The organism is Citrobacter sp. Cs237 (assembly GCF_030332325.1).
GTDB lineage: Bacteria > Pseudomonadota > Gammaproteobacteria > Enterobacterales > Enterobacteriaceae > Citrobacter_A > Citrobacter_A sedlakii.
The window spans coordinates 368,210-389,612 of sequence record NZ_JAOWIB010000093.1 but is presented as its reverse complement, the minus strand read 5'-3'; the positions used below and the strand labels follow the sequence as shown (position 1 = coordinate 389,612).

At 53.8% G+C, this 21,403-nt stretch carries 20 protein-coding genes; 8 read left to right on the top strand and 12 right to left on the bottom strand.

Translation table 11 applies throughout. The features are described from left to right. Window positions 1-97: 97 nt before the first annotated feature. The 6 genes from OGY07_RS06275 to osmB all read left to right on the top strand — a co-directional run bounded on the left by OGY07_RS06275 (window position 98) and on the right by osmB (window position 7,169). Complete coding sequence (locus tag OGY07_RS06275) at window positions 98-1,249, top strand: carboxymuconolactone decarboxylase family protein (protein WP_286599353.1); 1,152 nt, start codon at window positions 98-100, stop codon at window positions 1,247-1,249. A gap of 89 nt (window positions 1,250-1,338) precedes the next feature. After that, entirely contained in the window at window positions 1,339-3,273 is a 1,935-nt protein-coding gene (locus OGY07_RS06270; RefSeq protein WP_286599351.1) for an exoribonuclease II, read from the top strand. Between the two features lie 257 nt (window positions 3,274-3,530). Then, window positions 3,531-5,522 (top strand): cyclic di-GMP phosphodiesterase, encoded by a 1,992-nt coding sequence (gene pdeR / locus OGY07_RS06265; RefSeq protein WP_286599349.1) that lies wholly within the window; start codon window positions 3,531-3,533, stop codon window positions 5,520-5,522. A 144-nt stretch (window positions 5,523-5,666) separates the two neighbouring features. Then, complete coding sequence (locus OGY07_RS06260) at window positions 5,667-5,849, top strand: YciZ family protein (protein ID WP_042283411.1); 183 nt, start codon at window positions 5,667-5,669, stop codon at window positions 5,847-5,849. 95 nt (window positions 5,850-5,944) lie between these two features. Next, complete coding sequence (yciT, locus tag OGY07_RS06255) at window positions 5,945-6,691, top strand: DNA-binding transcriptional regulator YciT (RefSeq protein ID WP_286599344.1); 747 nt, start codon at window positions 5,945-5,947, stop codon at window positions 6,689-6,691. Window positions 6,692-6,950: 259 nt separating this feature from the next. Further along, complete coding sequence (gene osmB / locus OGY07_RS06250; protein WP_042283417.1) at window positions 6,951-7,169, top strand: osmotically-inducible lipoprotein OsmB; 219 nt, start codon at window positions 6,951-6,953, stop codon at window positions 7,167-7,169. Window positions 7,170-7,289: 120 nt separating this feature from the next. Here the strand turns inward: osmB and yciH are convergent, their stop codons facing one another. The 5 genes from yciH to pgpB all read right to left on the bottom strand — a co-directional run bounded on the left by yciH (window position 7,290) and on the right by pgpB (window position 10,928). Beyond that, window positions 7,290-7,616 carry a stress response translation initiation inhibitor YciH gene (gene yciH, locus OGY07_RS06245; RefSeq protein WP_286599341.1) on the bottom strand — a complete coding sequence of 109 codons (327 nt, stop codon included), beginning with the start codon at window positions 7,614-7,616 and terminating at the stop codon, window positions 7,290-7,292. Continuing rightward, complete coding sequence (gene pyrF / locus OGY07_RS06240; RefSeq protein WP_199957688.1) at window positions 7,617-8,354, bottom strand: orotidine-5'-phosphate decarboxylase; 738 nt, start codon at window positions 8,352-8,354, stop codon at window positions 7,617-7,619. Between the two features lie 174 nt (window positions 8,355-8,528). Beyond that, entirely contained in the window at window positions 8,529-9,698 is a 1,170-nt protein-coding gene (gene lapB, locus OGY07_RS06235; RefSeq protein WP_042283429.1) for a lipopolysaccharide assembly protein LapB, read from the bottom strand. Between the two features lie 6 nt (window positions 9,699-9,704). Beyond that, window positions 9,705-10,013 (bottom strand): LapA family protein, encoded by a 309-nt coding sequence (locus OGY07_RS06230; protein ID WP_042283431.1) that lies wholly within the window; start codon window positions 10,011-10,013, stop codon window positions 9,705-9,707. Between the two features lie 150 nt (window positions 10,014-10,163). Continuing rightward, window positions 10,164-10,928 (bottom strand): phosphatidylglycerophosphatase B, encoded by a 765-nt coding sequence (gene pgpB, locus OGY07_RS06225; protein WP_205612084.1) that lies wholly within the window; start codon window positions 10,926-10,928, stop codon window positions 10,164-10,166. Between the two features lie 196 nt (window positions 10,929-11,124). Between pgpB and ribA the strand changes: the two genes are divergently transcribed. After that, window positions 11,125-11,715 (top strand): GTP cyclohydrolase II, encoded by a 591-nt coding sequence (ribA, locus tag OGY07_RS06220; protein ID WP_060571293.1) that lies wholly within the window; start codon window positions 11,125-11,127, stop codon window positions 11,713-11,715. Window positions 11,716-11,800: 85 nt separating this feature from the next. Here the strand turns inward: ribA and acnA are convergent, their stop codons facing one another. The 6 genes from acnA to topA all read right to left on the bottom strand — a co-directional run bounded on the left by acnA (window position 11,801) and on the right by topA (window position 19,441). Beyond that, the gene (acnA, locus tag OGY07_RS06215; RefSeq protein ID WP_286599334.1) at window positions 11,801-14,476 is read right to left on the bottom strand and encodes an aconitate hydratase AcnA; all 2,676 of its coding nucleotides are present in this window, start codon (window positions 14,474-14,476) and stop codon (window positions 11,801-11,803) included. A gap of 225 nt (window positions 14,477-14,701) precedes the next feature. Then, the gene (ymiC, locus tag OGY07_RS06210; protein ID WP_131729056.1) at window positions 14,702-14,797 is read right to left on the bottom strand and encodes a small membrane protein YmiC; all 96 of its coding nucleotides are present in this window, start codon (window positions 14,795-14,797) and stop codon (window positions 14,702-14,704) included. 133 nt (window positions 14,798-14,930) lie between these two features. Continuing rightward, on the bottom strand, window positions 14,931-15,101 hold the full coding sequence (locus OGY07_RS23445) for a YciX family protein (protein ID WP_491624940.1): 171 nt from the start codon (window positions 15,099-15,101) through the stop codon (window positions 14,931-14,933). Between the two features lie 2 nt (window positions 15,102-15,103). Further along, on the bottom strand, window positions 15,104-15,265 hold the full coding sequence (locus OGY07_RS06205) for a YmiA family putative membrane protein (protein ID WP_072197175.1): 162 nt from the start codon (window positions 15,263-15,265) through the stop codon (window positions 15,104-15,106). Between the two features lie 303 nt (window positions 15,266-15,568). Further along, window positions 15,569-16,543 (bottom strand): HTH-type transcriptional regulator CysB, encoded by a 975-nt coding sequence (cysB, locus tag OGY07_RS06200; protein WP_286599329.1) that lies wholly within the window; start codon window positions 16,541-16,543, stop codon window positions 15,569-15,571. Between the two features lie 300 nt (window positions 16,544-16,843). Further along, window positions 16,844-19,441, bottom strand: coding sequence for a type I DNA topoisomerase (gene topA, locus OGY07_RS06195; protein WP_060571295.1), 2,598 nt, complete (start codon window positions 19,439-19,441; stop codon window positions 16,844-16,846). A 395-nt stretch (window positions 19,442-19,836) separates the two neighbouring features. Between topA and OGY07_RS06190 the strand changes: the two genes are divergently transcribed. Then, window positions 19,837-20,088 carry a YciN family protein gene (locus OGY07_RS06190; protein ID WP_042283446.1) on the top strand — a complete coding sequence of 84 codons (252 nt, stop codon included), beginning with the start codon at window positions 19,837-19,839 and terminating at the stop codon, window positions 20,086-20,088. 76 nt (window positions 20,089-20,164) lie between these two features. Here OGY07_RS06190 and sohB read toward each other — a convergent pair whose 3' ends face one another. Continuing rightward, on the bottom strand, window positions 20,165-21,211 hold the full coding sequence (gene sohB, locus OGY07_RS06185; RefSeq protein ID WP_286599326.1) for a protease SohB: 1,047 nt from the start codon (window positions 21,209-21,211) through the stop codon (window positions 20,165-20,167). Between the last annotated feature and the right edge of the window lie 192 nt (window positions 21,212-21,403).

The window sequence follows — 21,403 nt, the reverse complement described above, 5'->3', positions numbered from 1 at the left end:
CCTTCCCCCGCTTACGCCAGGATAAAGCAGCAAAAACGATCCGGCGTGAGGTAGCCACGACGTGTCCGGGTCGCCACATACAGACCAAGGAACGCCCATGGAACAACGCCAATTCAACGGCAAAAACCAGTGGTATCATGAGACCCAGTCCAGCACCTGGCCGCAGGACGTTTTGCCACTGGTGCCGGAAGCAGCTCACGTAGAAGATCGCTTTTTGCTGGATTTGACGATTCCCGACGAGATGCTGCATTCTTTTCACTCCTGGCTGCAACCCGCCCGCCAGTTGGCGAACGAACTGTTTCCCGATCACGTTCCACTTAACCGCCTGCATACCTTTAGCGCCTATGAACGCATGAGCACCGCCTTAACCGTGGCGCAGGCGTGTGGCGTACAGCGCCTATGTAATCATTACGCCGCGCGCCTGACGCCGCTGCCGGGTCCGGATTCGTCGCGTGAAAGCAATCATCGGCTGGCGCAGATCACGCAGTATGCGCGTCAACTCGCCTGCTCACCTTCGGTGATCGACCAGCGTGCCCGCCAGCATTTAGCCGACGTCGGCCTGTCCGCCTGGGATGTGGCCCTGTTTAATCAGATCATTGGCTTTGTTGGTTTCCAGGCGCGCATGGTGGCGATTTTTCAGGCCTGGTCCGGTCAGGCTGTGCGCTGGATACCCGGCCTCAATACTCAGGCCTTTGCCGCTGAAGGCCTGTTTCAGCGGGAAAAGAGCGTGTGGGTCGCAAACCCGGATCTGGTGAAACTGCGCTACGCCAGCGCGGATCAAGATGAATATCCGTCGCATGATCGACCACAGCCCGCGCTACAGATGCTCGCCCCTGCTCTGGCGCACCAGCCGGTACTGCTGACACTGCTCGGCAAATTGCTGCTCAGTTCGCTTCGTGCGGATACCGCAGAGCATAACTTCGCGGCGCTGCTGGCCGCGAGGATAAACGGTAGCGCAAGCTGCTTCAATGAGCAGGCGTTGCCGCCGCGCATCTCGCCAGAGACTCTCACCATGCTGCGCCAGAGCGAACATGAGATTGAACGCTGGGAGCGACAACATCCGATTGAGCGACCCTTGTCTCAGGCGCTACAATTACTGACGCGCGCGCCAGACCGCTTTAGCGCCGCACATTTCACCCCGCTCGTCGAGCGCGGCGCGTCCGTCATTGATGCTATCAACCTGTTGGGGTGGTGCGGTTTATGCGGATGGCTGAATCGCCTGAAAATCGCGTTGGGTGAGACACATTAACCTCGGCAAAGAGATAAAGAGCGCTTGCCGCACCAGGTAGTTTCGCGTAAAACTGTCAGCCGCTCTTTTGGCCACGAAAATAGACAAATATGTTTCAGGACAACCCGCTGCTAGCGCAGCTTAAACAGCAACTGCATTCCCAGACGCCGCGCGCCGAAGGGGTGGTAAAAGCCACGGAAAAAGGCTTTGGCTTCCTGGAAGTTGATGCGCAAAAAAGTTACTTCATCCCGCCGCCGCAGATGAAAAAAGTGATGCATGGCGACCGGATTGTCGCGGTGATCCACAGTGAAAAAGATCGCGAGTCCGCTGAGCCGGAAGAACTGGTTGAACCCTTCCTGACCCGCTTTGTCGGAAAAGTTCAGGGCAAAAACGATCGCCTGTCTATTGTTCCGGATCACCCGCTGCTGAAAGATGCTATCCCCTGTCGCGCCGCGCGTGGCGTAGAGCATGACTTTAAAGAAGGTGACTGGGCGGTCGCCGAGATGCGCCGCCATCCGCTAAAAGGCGATCGCACCTTCTATGCCGAGTTGACCCAGTACATTACCTACGCAGATGACCACTTTGTGCCGTGGTGGGTAACGCTGGCGCGCCACAATCTGGAAAAAGAAGCCCCGGACGGCGTAGCCACTGAAATGCTCGACGAAGGCTTAACGCGTCAGGATCTGACCGCCCTGAATTTCGTCACTATAGACAGCGCCAGCACCGAAGATATGGATGACGCGCTGTATGCCGAAGAACTGGCTGACGGTAAATTACAGCTGACCGTTGCGATTGCCGACCCGACCGCGTGGATCGCTGAAGGTAGCAAACTGGATAACGCTGCGAAAATACGCGCGTTCACCAACTATCTGCCAGGGTTCAACATCCCGATGTTGCCGCGTGAACTCTCTGACGATCTCTGCTCGTTGCGTCCGCGCGAAGTCCGTCCGGTGCTGGCCTGCCGTATGACCATTGCGGCGGATGGCGCCCTTGAAGACGATATGGTTTTCTTCGCGGCGACCATCGAGTCAAAAGCCAAACTGGCCTATGACAGCGTCTCTGACTGGCTGGAAAACGCCGGTAGCTGGCAGCCTGAAAGCGACGATATCGCGCATCAAATTCGTCTGCTGCAGCAAATTTGCCTGTGTCGCGGCGAGTGGCGCCATCACCACGCGCTGGTCTTCAAGGATCGTCCTGATTATCGCTTTATCCTGGGTGAAAAAGGTGAAGTGCTGGATATCGTGGCAGAGCCGCGCCGCATCGCCAACCGTATCGTTGAAGAAGCGATGATCGCCGCCAATATTTGCGCCGCCCGCGTTCTGCGTGACAAACTGGGCTTTGGCATTTACAACGTGCATACCGGTTTTGATCCGGCGAATACGGAAGCGCTGTCGGCGCTGCTGAAAAATCACGACGTCCATGTCGATCCGCAAGAAGTGTTGACCCTTGAAGGTTTCTGCAAACTGCGTCGCGAACTGGATGCACAGCCGTCCGGCTTCCTCGACAGCCGCATTCGTCGCTTCCAGTCCTTCGCCGAAATCAGCATTGAGCCGGGTCCGCACTTTGGTCTGGGTCTTGAAGCGTATGCGACCTGGACCTCGCCGATTCGTAAGTATGGCGATATGATCAACCATCGCCTGCTGAAAGCGGTCATTAAAGGTGAAACCATTGCCCGTCCGCACGACGACACCACCGTGCAGATGGCGGAACGCCGTCGCCTGAACCGTATGGCGGAACGCGACGTTGGCGACTGGCTGTACGCCCGTTTCCTGAACGACAAAGCCGGCACGGACATCCGTTTTGCGGCTGAAATCATTGATGTCAGCCGTGGCGGTATGCGCGTTCGTCTGGTGGATAACGGCGCGGTTGCCTTTATTCCGGCGCCGTTCCTCCATGCCGTCCGCGACGAAATGGTTTGCAGCCAGGAAAACGGCACCGTACAGATTAAAGGCGAGACCCTGTATAAAGTCACGGACGTGATCGATGTGACCATCGCCGAAGTGCGGATGGAAACGCGCAGCATCATCGCCCGTCCGGCCGCCTGACCCTGAGTTTTCACACGGCCTTTCTGAATAAGAAAGGCCGTTTGCTGGTTTTCGCCTTCCCCTCTTAACACCTTTCCTGTGCCACGCGATCAACGCTATCGGGATATATTTTCCGCCTCGCCTGTGCTTTTTCCCGGTTCTGAATTACAAATGAAGAGATAGATAAAACAAGATCTGCAGCGACGGTAAACCCTGTATTTATCGCGGTTAACCTTTCCATTGCGAAGTTCGGGCGGTCAAACGGGATGGTGCGCAACATGAAAGAGAGTCGGGAATCCGCGACGTTGTATCGTTTTCTGGGCACACACTGTCCTTACTGGCGCTTGTCAGATGATGCCGACGTTCTGCATTTATCACTTACCGAAGCCGCAGAACATGATGAGGCGCTTGCGCTCGACCCCGGGCAGGCCGCACGAATTCGCGAAATGACCGTTATCACGTCCAGCCTGTTGATTACGTTACCCCTCGAGAGCAGCGAGGTGCAGGTACATCTGGTGGGTCGGAAAATCAATAAGCACGAGTGGGCAGGCAGTGCCTCAGCCTGGCATGACACGCCCTCCGTCGCGCGCGATCTGGCTAAGGGGCTGTCCTTCGCCGAACAGGTGGTTTCAGAAGCGAATTCGGTCATCGTGATCCTTGACAGCCTCGGCAATATTCAGCGCTTCAACCGCCTGTGCGAAGAATATACCGGACTTAAAGAGCAGGATGTCATTGGTCAGAGCGTCTTCAGGCTGTTTATGAGCCGCCGTGAAGCCGCTGCTTCGCGACGCAATATCAGCGGTTTTTTTCGTAACGGTAATTCTTATGAGGTCGAACGGTGGGTAAAAACCCGCCAGGGTCAGCGTCTGTTTTTATTTCGCAATAAGTTCGTCCATAGCGGTAGCGGGAAGAATGAAATATTTCTCATTTGTTCAGGTACCGACATTACCGAAGAGCGGCGCGCCCAGGAGCGTCTGCGGGTACTGGCGAATACTGACACTATCACCGGACTGCCTAACCGCAACGCCATCCATGAGCTGATCAACGACGCTGTCGGGGATGCGCACGCAGGTCAGGTCGGGATCGTGTATTTTGATCTGGATAATTTTAAAAAGGTGAACGACGCTTATGGGCATATGTTCGGCGACCAGCTGTTACAGGCGGTCTCCCTGGCTCTGCTGAGCTGTATGGAAGAAAACCAGTTGCTGGCGCGGCTGGGCGGCGACGAATTCATTCTGCTTGCCACCCACACCTCTCAGGGGGCGCTTGAGGCCGTCGCGTCGCGTATTCTGACCCGCCTTCGCCAGCCCTTTCGCATCGGTCTGATCGAGGTCTATACCGGCTGCTCCGTGGGCATCGCGATGGCGCCCTTGCATGGCGAGGACAGTGACAGTCTGATCCGCAATGCCGACACCGCCATGTACACGGCCAAAGAAGGCGGCCGCGGTCAGTTCTGCGTCTTCTCACCGGAAATGAATGAGCGGGTCTTTGAATACCTCTGGCTCGATACGCATCTGCGCAAAGCGCTCGAAAACGATCAGCTACTGATCCATTATCAGCCAAAGATTACCTGGCGCGGTGAAGTACGCAGCCTTGAAGCGCTGGTGCGCTGGCAGTCGCCGGAGCGCGGTTTGATTTCGCCAGGAGAGTTTATCTCCTATGCCGAGGAGTCGGGACTGATTGTACCGCTTGGACGGTGGGTGCTGCTCGATGTGGTGCGCCAGGTGGCAAAATGGCGCGATAAAGGCATTCACCTGCGCGTGGCGGTTAATATTTCGGCGCGTCAGCTTGCTGACCAGACGATTTTCACCGACCTCAGACAGGTTTTACACGAGCTGAATTTCGAATACTGCCCGATCGACGTTGAGTTAACGGAAAGCTGCCTGATTGAAAACGAGACGCTGGCCCTGTCGGTCATTGAGCAGTTTAGCCAGCTGGGCGCTCAGGTACATCTTGATGATTTCGGTACCGGCTACTCGTCGCTTTCACAACTGACGCGTTTTCCGATTGACGCTATCAAGCTGGATCACATGTTCGTCAGAGATATTCATAAAAAAACCGCCTCCCAGTCCATGGTACGCGCCATCGTCGCCGTGGCGCAGGCGCTCAACCTTCAGGTCATCGCCGAAGGGGTGGAAAGCGCCAAAGAGGACGCGTACCTGACTAAAAACGGTATCAATGAAAGACAAGGATTTTTATTTGCAAAGCCGATGCCCGCCGCGGCATTTGAACGCTGGTACAAACGCTGGCGCAACAAAACACAGCGCTGACCGGCAGGAAATCACGCCGTATCTGCCTGTTATGGCAGAATATATCTTGATATCGGTTATCCTGCCGCGGCGTAATTTTCCCTTCTCTTTTGTCGCCATTTTTTGCATCATTGAATCCATACTCTTACTCACGAAGGATCCCCCATGTCAGATATCGACGCCAAACGGGTTGCCGAACGTATTGATACCGTGCTGGATATCCTGGTCGCCGGCGACTACCACTCCGCCATCCACAATCTTGAAATACTTAAAGCGGAATTACTTAGCCTGGCGCAGGATGAAAGCGGGTCATCGCCAGGCAAACCCAAAGCGCCATGGGAGATCTGACCTTTACGCGCGTTGTGAAAGCGGTGGCGACCTGAGCGAGCCATCGCCGCCTGTTTTTAAACCCCGGTATACATACCTCAATTAAAACGAATACTATGAATTCCCGACAACAATCGATTTTGCAGATGGTGATCGATAAAGGCCAGATGAGCGTTTCCGAACTGGCAAAAATCACCGGTGTTTCTGAAGTGACCATTCGCCAGGATCTCAATACCCTGGAAAAGCAAAGCTATTTGCGTCGTGCCCACGGCTTCGCGGTTTCACTGGACAGTGAAGACGTCGAAACAAGAATGATGACCAACTTCACCCTTAAGCGTCAGCTTGCCGAGTTTGCCGCTTCACTGGTAAATCCCGGCGAAACGGTGTTTATTGAAAACGGCAGCAGTAATGCCCTGTTAGCAAGAACGCTGGCCGAGCAAAAAAATGTCACCATCATTACGGTAAGCAGTTATATCGCTCACCTGTTAAAGGCGACGCCTTGCGAGGTCATTTTGCTTGGCGGCATTTACCAGAAAAAAAGCGAAAGCATGGTCGGCCCTCTCACCCGCCAGTTCATCCAGCAGGTCCATTTCAGTAAAGCGTTTATCGGCATCGATGGCTGGCTGGCAGATACCGGGTTTACCGGACGCGATATGATGCGTGCGGATGTAGTCAATGCAGTACTGGAAAAAGGCTCGGAAGCCATCGTTCTGACCGACAGTTCGAAATTCGGCGTGGTCCATCCCTATACTCTGGGACCCGTTGAGCGCTTTAGTCGGGTCATCACTGATTCCGGCATCAGCGGGGACGATCGCCTGCTGATGGAACAAAAAGGGCTGTGTGTAAATATTGTTGAGGCTTAGCGCATCGGTGGGCAAATGATTTGTCGCTGCAAATCATTTGCGCTTGAGACAATTCCGACACCTGAATTAAGACTATTTACCTGTTGCCTGCGGACAGACGAGGTAAAATTATTATTAGCGATATAACAGGAAGTGACTATCACCTGCGTGATATTACCCTGCGCAATAAAGTTTCACGAATGTTCTTCGAAGACTGGATATGTAAACTATAGTTAAAAAGAACTAACTTTCGTGAATCGTTAATTCAGGAGAAAGTATTATGTTAGTAACGAGCAAAAAAATGACCGCCGCTGTTCTGGCAATTACTCTGGCAATGTCTCTGAGCGCCTGCTCTAACTGGTCCAAACGCGACCGTAACACCGCTATCGGTGCGGGTGCCGGCGCATTAGGCGGCGCAGTGTTAACTGATGGCAGCACGCTGGGCACGCTGGGCGGCGCCGCTGTCGGTGGTGTAATCGGCCATCAGGTAGGTAAATAATCGTAAAATATCTACGGTTGACCGGCTCGATATAATAATACGATTATCTTTTCTGGTCTGAGCTACACATTAGTAAACGATTAATTATAAAGCCACGATATTTCTGTCGTGGCTTTTTCATTATCCGCCTGCCAGTTTGACCTTCATGCCTTTGGCTTCCAGCAGCGTTTTAATTAAATCACGTTTGTCGCCCTGAATTTCTATAACGCCCTCTTTAACCGCCCCGCCACAGCCACACTTTTTCTTTAGCTCAGCGGCCAGTTTGGTCAGAGCTGCATCATCCAGATCAATGCCGGTAATCAGACAAACCCCTTTGCCCTTCCGGCCACTGGTCTGGCGCTGAATACGAACAATGCCATCGCCTTTTGGCCGTACGGGTGCGGTTTTCGGCTCAGTAATCCGCCCACTGTCTGTTGAATAGACCAGCCGGCTGTTCGAATCGTTCATTTACTCCCCCGCCTTCAGTGATGCATTGATCGCCTTTAATGTCTGCGCCGGATCGGCGGACTGAGTAACAGGACGACCGATGACCATAAAATCCACCCCTGCGGCTAAAGCCTGTTCTGGCGTCATAATGCGGCGCTGATCGCCTGCGTCGCTACCCTGCGGCCGAATCCCCGGCGTGACCAGTTTAAACGCGCCGCCAAACGCCTGTTTGAAGCGCACCGCTTCCTGCGCGGAACACACCACGCCATCCAGACCGCATTTCTGGGTCAACGCCGCCAGACGCTCCGCGTGCTCGGCGGGCGACAGCGTCACGCCAATATCGGCCAGATCGCTGGCTTCCATACTGGTCAGCACAGTCACGGCGATGAGCAATGGCGCATCTTTGCCCAACGGCAACAGCGCCTCGCGAGCGGCGGTCATCATTCTCGCACCGCCCGACGCATGGACGTTTACCATCCACACGCCCAGATCTGCCGCAGCGGCAACCGCATGAGCGGTGGTGTTCGGGATATCATGAAATTTCAGGTCGAGGAAGATATCGAAGCCACGCTGCTGAAGGTCGCGAACCAACTGAGGGCCAAACAGCGTGAACATTTCTTTACCGACCTTCAGGCGACAGTCGCGCGGATCGATACGGTCAACAAATGCCAGGGCTTTGTCACGGTTATTATAATCGAGAGCGACAACCACGGGAGAATCAGTAACAGCGCGGGATGTAGATGATGCAGTAACCGTCATAACCAGACCTTTTGCGAGGGGGAAAATGGGTAAACGGCGTGCATTCTACCTGCCGAAAGGCGAAATTAACAGACGCCTTTTACTCCTCTGTAACGCCTCAGCGCAGCGATGCCGGAGGAGTGGCGAGTGAAAGCAGAAAAGTATGTTGTAACTAAAGTCGGTTTTTTTTAATAATTACAGACCGTCAAGGCCGCGTATCGGCTTGATCGTTGACCAGGCGCGACAGGACGGACAGTGCCAGTACAGCGTATACGCGGTAAACCCACACTTCGAACAGCGGTAGCGCGGCTTACTGCGCACCTGCTCGCCCACCATGTCGCGCAACACCATCAGGCTCTCTTTTGCGCGCCCCTCTTCCGCCTCATTAAGATGGTAGTCCATAAGCTTATGGAAAACGCGCATCGTCGGGTGGCGCTGCAGTTGACGGGTAATATAGACCTGCGCGGTATCGTGACCTTCCCGGGCTTCAAGAATATCGGCAAGCATCAGCTCGGCAGCAGCGCCGGTGTTTTCTTCGACTGCGCGCCGCAAAAATTCCGCCCATTCGTCATTTTTGCCCAGTTGCTGGTAGCATGTCTGCAGCATTTCCAGCGTTTCGCTGACCAGTTCTTTATCCTGCGCAATGACCCGCTGGAGTGACTCCACCGCCCTGGCGTAGTCGCCCTTCGCCATCCAGATGCGCCCCATCATGATAGACACCCTGGCGCTGTTTTTGTCCGCAGCGGCGCCCTTTTTCAACAGCGCCATCGCCCGATCCATGTCGTCGCTGCCCATTTGCTGCAACGCCAGTTCACAATAGAAATGGGCAATTTCGATCCGCTGTTTATCCTTGCCCAGCTTCACCAGACGCTCTGCAACGTCGATTGCCTTCTGCCAGTCGCTGGTGGCCTGATAAATCTGCAGGAGTTGTTGCAGCGCGCTGACACGAAAATCCGTTTCGTCGGTCAACTGATTGAACATATCCTCCGCCCGGTCGTACAACCCGGCGGCCATGTAGTCGCGGCCCAACTGCTGAACGGCCAGCAAGCGCTGTTCATAGGTCAGCGAGGCGCTTTCCATGAGCGTCTGGTGGATACGAATAGCGCGGTCGACTTCGCCACGGGAGCGGAACAGGTTTCCGAGGGTGAGATGCGCTTCAACGGTGCCGGTATCCTCTTTCAACATATCGAGGAACAGATCCACCGCTTTATCCTGTTGGTTGCTCAGAAGGAAGTTAACCCCCGCGACATAATCGCGAGACAGACGGTTAGCCTCCTCCTGTTTTGTTTGTTGCGCACTTCTGCGGCCCATGTACCAGCCATAGACGGCCGCGACAGGCAACAGCAGAAACAACAACTCCAGCATAAACGATTATTCCTTCACGACCGGTGTACCCGGCGCGACCACCACGTCAGTGGCAGGCGTAAGCTGGTTTTCCAGGCGTTTAATTTTACGTTCAGCGCGCGCTAAGGAAACACGAACCCGCAGCCAGAAAAGGCCGCAGACCAACCAACCGATAGCGAAACCAGCGGCGAACAGCACAGCCAGCAAGGTAGAGATACGGTACTCCCCCTGCGCCAGCAGGTAATTAAACGTCACCTGCTGATCATTCTGCGCGCCTAATGTTACCGAGATAACAAAAATCGCCAACACCAGTAAGAAAATGAGTAAATATTTCACATTACTTCCCGTTATGTGGTTTAAGCGAATAAATCGTGTTCAACGTTTCGCATTTAGCCTTTTAAATTACCATTTTCACGGCGTGTGCGAAATGGAAAAGCGTCAGGCCATACAGGGATTTGAGGGCTAATGTCGGAAATTCAACCGCGATCAGCTTTCCTGCTCACGTTGCGCAATCTCCTGCTCTTCTTCCGGCGGCGGCGTAAGCGGGCCGCAAATCCGCTGCGCAAGCCAGGTCGCGACGGTTACCAGCGCCCATGAAATCAGCGTTGCAACCACCAAATCACGCGGCCAGTGCATCCCCAACAGCAGGCGACTCCCCATTACCCCGGTTGCCCAGACCAGCAGTATCGCAATCGTGACGGTACGTCTGCGCGGCCACAACAGGCCCACAGCCAGTAGCGCCCAGCTTGCGGCAAACATGGTATGTCCGGAAGGAAATGCGAAGCCGGTCTCTTTTTGCCAGTGCTGACGCAAAAACAGCGGAATATTCTCCTGCGTCGCGAGCTGCTCCTTCACCAGATTCCCACGATCCTTACGTTTTAAAGTGTAGAACTCATCGACCGGTATATTGTGCGTTTTTTCCAGCCAGATAACGAAAGGACGCGGCTCCTGGGCTTTCTCTTTAACCCACGACTTAACACCCTGCCCCACCAGGATCGCCGCTGCGAGAATAGCAAAGAGCATCACCGCTGCCTTAAGACGAAAACGCAGGCACCACAGAAACCAGGCGCAGAGTATAACGTGCGTGATGATTCCCCAGGGTTGAGTTACCGTTTCGGTTATCCAGTACAGCATTTTCAACCACCCGCCACTGTGATCCGGCTGCCAGCGCCATCCAGAAACCCATACGGCGATGGGCATTACCAGCAATAATCCCGCACCCGTTGCAGTACGTTTTGCAATCGACAGCATGAACACCTCTTTTAACGATAAGTTTCATAATCATAACTGAAAAAAGCTCAGTACGGGAAAATTGACAGATTTGTGCCATTCCCCGCCCGATTACACGGCAGCGATTAGGTGAACGCCGTCGCCTTATGGCAAAATAAACGCATAAGCCAACAGGCAACGGCACGCCATTACGTGCCAGCATTATCTGGAGAAACACATGCAGCTTAAACGAGTGGCAGAAGCCAAACTGCCAACCCCATGGGGCGATTTCCTGATGGTGGGTTTTGAAGAACTGGCAACCGGACACGATCACGTAGCGTTAGTGTATGGTGATATTTCAGGCCAGACGCCGGTTCTGGCGCGTGTCCATTCAGAATGCCTGACAGGCGATGCTCTGTTCAGTCTGCGCTGCGACTGTGGTTTCCAGCTGGAAGCGGCGTTGGCGCATATTGCGGAAGAAGGCCGTGGGATCCTCCTTTATCACCGTCAGGAAGGACGTAATATTGGTTTGCTGAATAAAATTCGCGCCTATGCGCTGCAGGATCAGGGCTATGACACCGTAGAAGCCAACCACCAGCTGGGCTTTGCCGCCGACGAACGTGATTTCACCCTTTGTGCGGATATGTTCAAGCTGCTTGGCGTCGATGAGGTTCGTCTGCTCACCAATAACCCGAAGAAAGTGGAAATCCTCACCGAAGCGGGAATCAATATTGTGGAACGCGTACCGCTGATCGTGGGGCGTAACCCGAATAATGCCCATTATCTGGACACCAAAGCTGCCAAGATGGGGCATTTGCTGGATAAATAACCCGATGCGTTGTCACTGCCTTGCGGGTAGCCGCTGGTGATGCACATTGAAAAAGCCTGCACGTCACATGCAGGCTTTTTAGTTTTTACATCAGCATGTTACGAATAACATAATGCAAGATGCCGTCGTTCTGGTAGTAGGTTAACTCGGTGGCGGTATCGATACGGCAGCGACACGGTATGACTTCTTGTTTACCGTCCGGACGCGTGAGCGTCACTGGCACCGTGGCGCCCGGTTTCAGGTTCTGCAGATCTGCGATGTCGATCGCCTCTTCCCCAGTCAGTCCCAGGGTTTTACGCGTGACGCCCTGCGGGAATTCCAGCGGCAGAATCCCCATCCCGATCAGGTTAGAACGGTGAATTCGCTCGAAGGACTCAGCGATCACCACGCGGATCCCCAGCAAACGCGGCCCCTTCGCCGCCCAGTCACGGCTGGATCCGGAACCATACTCTTTACCCGCAATCACCGCCAACGGCGTGTTCTCTTTTTGATACAGCATCGCCGCATCATAGATAGAAATCACATCCGTTCCAGGCAGATGCCGCGTCATTCCGCCTTCCACCCCGGGCACCATTTCATTGCGGATACGAATATTGGCAAACGTGCCGCGCATCATCACTTCATGGTTTCCGCGTCGCGATCCGTAGGAGTTGAAGTCTTTCCGCTCAACCCCATGGCTTTGCAGATAACGGCCTGCCGGGCTGTCCGATTTAATGCTTCCCGCCGGGGAAATATGGTCAGTGGTCACGGAATCGCCGAGCATGGCCAGAATCCGTGCGCCGTGAATGTCGGTGACCGGCGCCGGTTCCGACAGCATCTCGTCAAAGAAGGGCGAGAGCCGGATATAGGTAGAGTCATCCTGCCAGCCGTAGGTGTCAGAGCGTTCGACAGGGATCCCCTTCCACTCTTCCGTTCCTTCAAACACTTCCGCATACTCTTTACGGAACATTTCCGAGGACACCAGTTCCACCGCACGAGCGATTTCCTGCGCCGACGGCCAGATATCTTTCAGATACACCGGATCGCCTTTGCGATCGTGGCCTAGCGGATCGGTAGCAAGATTGATATTCATATTGCCCGCCAATGCGTAAGCCACCACCAGCGGCGGCGAGGCCAGCCAGTTGGTCTTCACCAGCGGATGGATACGCCCCTCAAAGTTACGGTTGCCGGAAAGCACAGCGCCTACGGTTAAATCGCCTTGCTTGATGGCCGTTTCGATAGGCTCCGGCAGCGGCCCCGAGTTACCAATGCAGGTCGTACAGCCGTACCCCACCAGATTAAAACCCAGTTCGTCCAGATACGGCGTCAGTTTCGCCTTCGCCAGATAATCCGACACCACTTTCGACCCGGGCGCCAGCGACGCTTTTACCCACGGCTGGCGTTTCAACCCCAGCGTAACCGCTTTTTTCGCCAACAGGCCGGCGGCCATCAGCACGCTCGGGTTGGAGGTGTTAGTACAGGAAGTGATCGCTGAAATGACCACTGCGCCGTCCGGTAACTGATATTGCTGACCGTTCAGCACATATTCGACTGGCTTGCGGTCTTTTTGCGCGGTGTTCAGTTCCAGCTCGCTGCTGGCGGCAAACGCTTTTGGAACATCGCCGAGAGCGACACGATCCTGAGGCCGTTTCGGCCCGGCAAGGCTGGCTTCCACGTCGTTCATATCCAGCGCCAGCGTGCTAGTGAATACCGGCTCGTCGCCAGGATTACGCCACATGCCCTGCGCCCTGGCGTATTTCTCTACCAGCTCAACCTGATCTTCCGTCCGACCGCTCAGACGCATGTAGTCAAGCGTAACGGCATCAATCGGGAAGAAGCCGCAGGTGGCGCCATATTCTGGCGACATGTTGGCGATGGTGGCGCGATCCGCCAGCGGCAGGGAATCCAGACCGTCGCCATAGAATTCGACAAATTTACCGACCACGCCGTGTTTACGCAGCATCTGCGTGACGGTTAACACCAGGTCGGTCGCCGTGATCCCTTCACGCAGTTTGCCGGTGAGCTTAAAGCCCACGACATCCGGGATCAGCATCGACACAGGCTGTCCGAGCATCGCGGCTTCGGCTTCGATACCGCCGACGCCCCAACCGAGCACGCCGAGACCGTTGATCATGGTGGTGTGGGAATCCGTACCGACCAGCGTATCCGGGTAAGCGACCCATTCACCGTTTTGCAGCTCGCTCCAGACCGCTTTGCCGAGATACTCAAGGTTCACCTGATGGCAGATCCCCGTTCCCGGCGGCACAACGCTGAAGCGGCTAAACGCCTGTTGCCCCCACTTGAGGAACATATAGCGTTCATGGTTACGCTCCATTTCAAGGCGCACGTTTTCTTCAAATGCGTCATCGTCGCCGAAATGGTCAACGGTGACGGAGTGGTCAATCACCAGATCGACAGGTGACAACGGATTCACTTTCGCGGTATCGCCGCCAAGGCGTTTAACCGCTTCGCGCATTGCCGCGAGATCCACGACGGCGGGCACGCCGGTGAAATCCTGCATCAGCACGCGCGCCGGACGATAAGCAATTTCGCGGTCAGCATGGGCATTTTTCAGCCAACCTGCCAGCGCCTGGATATCTTCTTCGGTAACAGAATCACCATCCTGCCAGCGCAGCAGGTTTTCCAGCAAAACTTTGAGCGACTTGGGCAGACGGGTGATATCGCCCAGTGATTTTGCAGCCAGCGGCAGACTGTAATAATGGTAGGTTTTGTCTTTGGCCTGCAACGTGTCCTTACTGGCTTCTCGTAGGGTTGACGACATAGCTCCTCCTTTATGACGGGGTTGCGATGCCCTGAATCTCCTCAGGGTGAATATTAAAGATAACACAAACAAGCTGTAACGTTTTGATAACAACCCAAATGGATAAAAGAGGAGAAACCTTGCAGAGAGGCGACGTTGCAGAAAACAAAAACCTCGCCGCAGCGAGGTTTATGGCCATGATCGAACAGGGATGCCAGATAGCGTTTAGCGTCTCTGGCGTTATCGTTAACGGGCAACGATCCAGATCAGTTCAGCCCAGAAGAGCAGCGATACGGAAAATGCGCCCATCCAGGACCAGTATTTCATGTTTGAAGTAAGCATAGGCTACACCAACTTTTATCTGACACGTTATGTTGAGTCATTCTCAACGTCTTATTGCTGTGGTGTAAAAGAAAAGGCATTGCGCCTGTTAATAGCGTGCTTAAAATTGCGCGCTAATTAAGAATGGTGTCGATTATTGTTTTCGTTTATCGTCTTCAGCAAAGGAATCAATAAATGCCTGCTGCTGTTGCGTGAGTTTCCAGTTTTCAGGGCTTGTCTTAACACGCACGCTTTTGCTTTTCCGGGTATTGTCACAAGGCTGACATGTCGGTAGCGACGTGTGTTGCTGTCCGTGAACCCTCATCTTTACCCCCAGGCGTTCCAGATCAGCAGGCCGACGACCAGCCAGAACAGCGCTGAGCCCAGAAAAACCGCAAGCCACGCTTTGCGTTTCAGTTCAGGGTCCCGACGTGGTTCCTGGTTTTCAGACGGCATTGCTAACCTCATACAATCGACATCACTTATCATTCTGGCACCAAACAATCGGTACAATTAATCATCAGATGAGACAAATCCTAATCAAACTTTAGTCAAAAATCCAGTGAATTTACGAATCGTTTGTCGTGAATAAATCAATCTTTTGATCAAAAATAAATAATTGAAATACGAAGTTTGCGGGGCGGGTAATAAGACACTACTTTATGAGGCATTAACCCTGGCGATACCAGGGTTAATAATTCCCGAAATTAAGAATAAAAGAAAAATGTGATTTAATTAAAACTTTCGCTGTTTCTTGCTGATAAAAAATCCCGAAACCAATATCCCGTTTGATTACTTCTCCGGCAGCTTTATATCTTTAAACATGGCTTCAATCTCTTCATTCGAACGTAATGCCACCGCGGTATCAACGACGTCACGCGTCAGGTGCGGCGCAAAGCGTTGAATGAAATCATACATGTAGCTGCGCAGGAAGGTGCTGCGACGGAAACCGATCTTTGTCGTGCTGTGGCTAAAGACATCATGCGCGTCGACGCGCACGAGATCCGGGTCGGAAACCGGATCCACCGCCATGCTGGCAATCACCCCAACGCCCAGCCCCAGACGAACGTAGGTTTTAATGACGTCGGCATCGGTGGCAGTAAAGACGATCCGCGGCGTCAGCCCCGCCCGGTTAAATGCGGTATCCAGCTCGGAGCGTCCGGTAAAGCCGAAGGTATAGGTGACAAGCGGATACTGCGACAGCTCTTCAATCGAGACCGAGGCTTTATTCGCCAGCGGGTGTTCAGGCGTCACCACAATCGAACGGTTCCAGTGATAGCAAGGCAGCATCACCAGATCGTCATACAGATGGAGGGCTTCGGTAGCGATGGCGAAATCGGCGTTACCTTTAGAGACGGCTTCCGCAATCTGAGTCGGCGATCCCTGATGCATATGCAGCGATACGCGTGGATAACGCTCGATAAACCCTTTTATCACCCCGGGTAGCGCGTAGCGTGCCTGGGTATGGGTGGTGGCGATATAGAGCGAGCCTTTATCCGGCCAGGTATGTTCACCGGCAACCGACTTGATGGCGTCAACCTTCGAGAGCACTTCACGTGCGATGCGGATAATTTCCTGCCCCGCTGGCGTCACCTGGGTCAGATGCTTGCCGCTACGGGCAAAAATCTGGATGCCCAGCTCGTCTTCCAGCATCCGCACCTGCTTACTGATACCCGGTTGTGAAGTATAAAGTCCTTCCGCAGTTGAAGAGACGTTCAGGTTGTGATTAACCACCTCAACAATGTAGCGAAGCTGCTGTAATTTCATGTTAAACCATCCAGATTAGCGCCATCAGGTCATCGTCTTTACGCAGCGACACGCACTGCTAATACGATTTAATAATAAAAAAGCCGTTAACTATAACCACTATATCATTTATAGCATTGGTGTATAGACAGGAAGAAAAATTAATAAGAAAGGAATAAAAAAACAGGGCCGCAAACACGACCCTGTTAGAGATGGCTGTCCAGGCGGTTTATCCGTTGCGCAGCTGCGTAACAGACCTGTGGAACGTGACCCGCTTGCAGGCCCGGTAAACAGCAGCGCTACCGGGCAATTAACAGGGAATTACTTCTTCCCTTCAACCCATTTACCGTCAACGAAGAACGCAGACCAGCCGGTCGCCTTCCCGTCTTTTTCCGCCGCAACATACTGCTGCCTGGTTTTGCGGCTAAAGCGTACCAGCGTTTTGTTGCCTTCCGGATCCTGCTGCGGCGCGTCGGCCAGATAGCGCAGTTTTTCCGGCAGGCGATCGCGGAAACGATACAACTCTTCCACCAGCGGCGCGCGCGTTTCGCGGGATTTCGGGAACGTATTGGCAGCAAGGAAAACCCCGGCCGCGCCGTCACGCAACACAAAATACGCATCCGACTTTTCACACGGTAGTTCAGGCAGCGGAACCGGATCTTCTTTCGGCGGCGCCACTTCACCATTACGCAGAATTTTACGCGTATTCTTACACTCATCGTTGGTGCAGGCCATGTACTTACCAAAACGCCCCATCTTCAGGTGCATTTCGGAACCACATTTCTCACACTCGACGATCGGGCCGTCATAGCCTTTGATGCGGAACTCGCCCTCTTCAATCTCATAGCCGTCGCAGGTCGGGTTATTACCGCAGACGTGCAGCTTACGCTTCGGATCGATCAGGTAGCTGTCCATCGCCGTGCCGCACTTCTTACAGCGACGTTTGGCGCGTAACGCGTTAGTTTCCGCGTCATCGCCTTCCAGCACGTTCAGCACTTCGTTTTCCGGCACCAGGTTAATGGTCGTTTTGCAGCGCTCTTTCGGTGACAGCGCGTAACCGGAGCAGCCGAGGAAAACGCCAGTACTGGCCGTACGGATCCCCATTTTGCGGCCACAGGTCGGGCAGTCGATGCTGGTCAACACCATCTGGTTCGGACGCATACCCCCTTCTTCCGGATCTTTCTCCGCTTTGTCTAACTGCTGAGTAAAATCACTGAAGAAGTGGTCCAGCACCGCTTTCCATTCCGCTTCATGGTTAGCCACCTGATCCAGGCTGTCTTCCATTTGCGCGGTAAAGTCGTAGTTCATCAGTTCGCGGAAGTTTTCTTCCAGACGATCGGTAACGATTTCACCCATTTTTTCCGCGTAGAAACGGCGGTTTTCAACGCGCACATAGCCGCGATCCTGAATGGTTGAAATGATCGACGCATACGTAGAAGGACGACCAATACCGCGTTTTTCCAGCTCTTTAACCAACGAGGCTTCGCTAAAGCGGGCCGGTGGCTTAGTAAAATGCTGAGCCGGAACCAGTTCAACCAGAGACAATTCGTCACCTTTGTTCACCGCTGGCAGCGTACGGTCTTCATCACCTTTACGCAGCGCCGGCATCACTTTTGTCCAGCCGTCGAAGCGCAGGATACGTCCACGCGCTTTCAGGCGGAAGTCACCGGCGCCGACGGTCAGCGTGGTGGAATCATACTGGGCTGGCGTCATTTGACAGGCGACAAACTGACGCCAGATCAGCTGGTACAGCTTCTGCGCATCAGATTCCATATCCTTCAGCGTGTCGGCCAGAACCGACACATCGGAAGGACGAATCGCTTCATGCGCTTCCTGTGAGTTTTCTTTACTGGCGTACTGATTCGGTTTCTCAGGCAGATATTTCTTGCCAAAGTTGTCGCTGATATAACCGCGAACCATGTTCACCGCGTCCTGGCTCAGGTTGGTAGAATCAGTACGCATGTAGGTGATGTAACCGGCTTCATACAGGCGCTGGGCCATCATCATGGTTTTCTTCACCCCAAAGCCCAGACGGGTACTTGCCGCCTGTTGCAGGGTGGAGGTGATAAACGGCGCGCCGGGTTTACTGCTGGTCGGTTTGTCTTCACGTTCGAGAACGGTATAACGCGCTTTTTCCAGCAGGCTAACCGCGGCATGCGTCTGCTCACGGTTAACCGGGCGGAATGGTTTGTCGCTCTGGTGAGTCACCTGTAACGGTAGCGCATCGCCGGATGGCGTGTTGGTGTTGGCGTCGATCTCCCAGAACTCTTCCGGAACAAACGCTTTGATTTCGCGTTCACGCTCGACAACCAGACGCACTGCGACAGACTGTACGCGACCGGCAGAAAGACCGCGGGCGATCTTTTTCCACAACAGCGGGGACACCATATACCCCACCACGCGGTCCATAAAGCGACGCGCCTGCTGGGCGTTAACACGATCGATGTTCAGTTCGCCGGGCTTCTCAAACGCCTGACGAATCGCATTTTTGGTAATTTCGTTAAACACCACGCGACTGTAGCGCGCGTCGTCGCCACCGATAACTTCCCGCAGGTGCCAGGCAATGGCTTCCCCTTCGCGGTCAAGGTCGGTTGCGAGATAGATGTGGTCGGCTTTTTCAGCCAGTTGTTTTAATTCAGAGACGACCTTCTCTTTACCAGGCAGCACTTCGTAATGCGCGTCCCAGTTGTGCCACGGGTCAACGCCCATGCGATTGACGAGCGCGCCACGTTCATCCTTTTTAGGCTTCTTAGCCGTTTTGGTGGAGGTAGAGTCGGCGCTCTTTTTAGCTGCTGAGCCACTGGTCGGCAAATCACGGATATGACCCACGCTGGACTTAACCACGTAGTCACTACCCAGATACTTGTTGATCGTTTTGGCTTTTGCCGGGGACTCAACGATGACAAGAGCTTTACCCATATTCACCTTTACCTAATTTGATTCTTCCAGGAATGCGTCGCACGTTGATTCACCTTCCACTGGCGACGAGACACGGATATGGTCCCTGCGTCTGCGGATATCAACCCCTTGTACTGACTCTGTGCACTAAATAGTCAGGTGACTGAGTTAACAGGTTTTTTCGCACATAAGCGCTATAGCACGACGGAATTTCGGTCGAATGTCAAGCAAATCTGTTGCCAGATTGACGAAAGCGTCACACTGTACCTGATAAAATTCGTTACGCAACTTTATTAGCATGCAAAACCAAAACTCGCCAGTCAGCGAAGGTTGACAAGACCCTGGACTTTATCAGCGAATATTTGCCCATAAGCGGCGCCCGGCGTAGACTAATGTTCTTGTTTAAGGAGTAAAAAATGCATAAAGAGACGCAACCGATCGATCGCGAAACGCTGCTGAAAGAAGCCAATAAAATCATTCGTGAGCATGAGGACACGCTGGCGGGGATTGAAGCCACCGGCGTAACGCAGCGAAATGGCGTGTTAGTCTTCAGCGGGGAGTATTTTTTAGACGAACAAGGCTTACCGACGCCGAAAAGCACCGCCGTGTTTAATATGTTTAAACATCTGGCCCATGTGCTTTCTGAGAAATATCACCTGATTGATTAACCCTGGCGCAGTGCGGCCGGTTGGCGCTGCGCATATCGCCATTCAGGGCGAAACAGCGCCAGCCGGTACGGGATGTTTACATCAGAGGTTTTTGTCCGCGCTGCCACCAGCGCATCAGTAAGCGGTCAGCGCTTTCCGCCGCGCTGCCGGTGAAACGGTCCATTAGCTTTTTGCGTTGCAGATAGCGCACGTTCAGTACGTCGCATCCTTCCATCAGGTTCAGGATCACGTCATCGCTGGTATTGATTTCATCAATAAGCCCCTTCTCCAGCGCCTGCTCACCGTACCAGTGCTCACCGGTGGCCACCTGTTCAATGTCCAGAGTCGGACGCATACGATGGACAAACGCCTTAAACAACTGGTGTGTTTCGTTTAAGTCTTCCCGGAATTTCTGTCGCCCTTCTTCGGTGTTTTCTCCTAACAGCGTCAGGGTGCGCTTATATTGCCCCGCGGTGTGCAGTTCAATATCAATGTCTTTGCTTTTCAGAAAACGGTTAAAGTTAGGGATCTGCGCGACCACCCCAATAGATCCTATGATGGCAAACGGCGCAGAGACGATCCTGTCCGCCACGCAGGCCATCATATAGCCGCCGCTTGCTGCCACTTTGTCGACCGCAATCGTCAACGGGATGTTTTTATCGCGCAAGCGCTGTAATTGCGACGCGGCCAGGCCGTAGCCGTGCACCACGCCGCCAGGGCTTTCCAGGCGCAAAACCACCTGATCCTGCGGTTTTACCACTGCCAGCACCGCCGTCACCTCTTCACGCAAGGCGTTAACTTCGTGAGCATCCATACTGCCTTTGAAATCAAGCACCCAAACGCGCGGCTTGTCGGTGTCCCGCGTTTCGCCTTGTTTTGCTCTCGCCTTTGCCGCTTTCGCTTCCTGCTTGCGCTTTTTCTTTTGCGCTTTATGCCACAGCTTTTGCTGATGACCGTCGAGCAGCGCCATCGCCAGGTCATCCTTCATCTCCTGATACTGCTCGCTGAGATTGGTCACCCGCAATTCGCCACGCTGACGTTTGCGCTGGGCAACGTTCACAATAATGGCGGCAATAGCGGCGACAGCAACAACAATGGTGATGATTTTGGCAAGAAATAGCCCATATTCAGACAACAATTCCACACGACCCACCTTGGTTAAATAACTTTGCTTCGGCTCAGTGTACAACAGGCGTCATGCGTCGTCTCGTTGGATGTCGCGAGGGAAAAAAGTATGACAAAGTGTTCATTTTAAGGCGTTATCGCCCCAGGCTGATTGAATTATGGCGGAGATTCAGGCATAAACCCGAAAAGTCAACGAGAAGCAGAGCGGCCA

Bases quoted from the DNA above. Each gene is read 5' to 3' on its own strand.
- osmB (WP_042283417.1), top strand. From the start codon at position 6,951: ATGTTAGTAACGAGCAAAAAAATGACCGCCGCTGTTCTGGCAATTACT.
- cysB (WP_286599329.1), bottom strand. From the start codon at position 16,543: ATGAAATTACAGCAGCTTCGCTACATTGTTGAGGTGGTTAATCACAAC.
- OGY07_RS06260 (WP_042283411.1), top strand. From the start codon at position 5,667: ATGTCAGATATCGACGCCAAACGGGTTGCCGAACGTATTGATACCGTG.
- yciH (WP_286599341.1), bottom strand. From the start codon at position 7,616: ATGAACGATTCGAACAGCCGGCTGGTCTATTCAACAGACAGTGGGCGG.
- OGY07_RS06205 (WP_072197175.1), bottom strand. From the start codon at position 15,265: ATGATAAGTGATGTCGATTGTATGAGGTTAGCAATGCCGTCTGAAAAC.
- pgpB (WP_205612084.1), bottom strand. From the start codon at position 10,928: ATGCTGTCGATTGCAAAACGTACTGCAACGGGTGCGGGATTATTGCTG.
- yciT (WP_286599344.1), top strand. From the start codon at position 5,945: ATGAATTCCCGACAACAATCGATTTTGCAGATGGTGATCGATAAAGGC.
- OGY07_RS23445 (WP_491624940.1), bottom strand. From the start codon at position 15,101: ATGAGGGTTCACGGACAGCAACACACGTCGCTACCGACATGTCAGCCT.
- OGY07_RS06190 (WP_042283446.1), top strand. From the start codon at position 19,837: ATGCATAAAGAGACGCAACCGATCGATCGCGAAACGCTGCTGAAAGAA.
- lapB (WP_042283429.1), bottom strand. From the start codon at position 9,698: ATGCTGGAGTTGTTGTTTCTGCTGTTGCCTGTCGCGGCCGTCTATGGC.
- ribA (WP_060571293.1), top strand. From the start codon at position 11,125: ATGCAGCTTAAACGAGTGGCAGAAGCCAAACTGCCAACCCCATGGGGC.
- acnA (WP_286599334.1), bottom strand. From the start codon at position 14,476: ATGTCGTCAACCCTACGAGAAGCCAGTAAGGACACGTTGCAGGCCAAA.
- OGY07_RS06270 (WP_286599351.1), top strand. From the start codon at position 1,339: ATGTTTCAGGACAACCCGCTGCTAGCGCAGCTTAAACAGCAACTGCAT.
- pyrF (WP_199957688.1), bottom strand. From the start codon at position 8,354: ATGACGGTTACTGCATCATCTACATCCCGCGCTGTTACTGATTCTCCC.
- topA (WP_060571295.1), bottom strand. From the start codon at position 19,441: ATGGGTAAAGCTCTTGTCATCGTTGAGTCCCCGGCAAAAGCCAAAACG.
- pdeR (WP_286599349.1), top strand. From the start codon at position 3,531: ATGAAAGAGAGTCGGGAATCCGCGACGTTGTATCGTTTTCTGGGCACA.
- ymiC (WP_131729056.1), bottom strand. From the start codon at position 14,797: ATGCTTACTTCAAACATGAAATACTGGTCCTGGATGGGCGCATTTTCC.
- OGY07_RS06275 (WP_286599353.1), top strand. From the start codon at position 98: ATGGAACAACGCCAATTCAACGGCAAAAACCAGTGGTATCATGAGACC.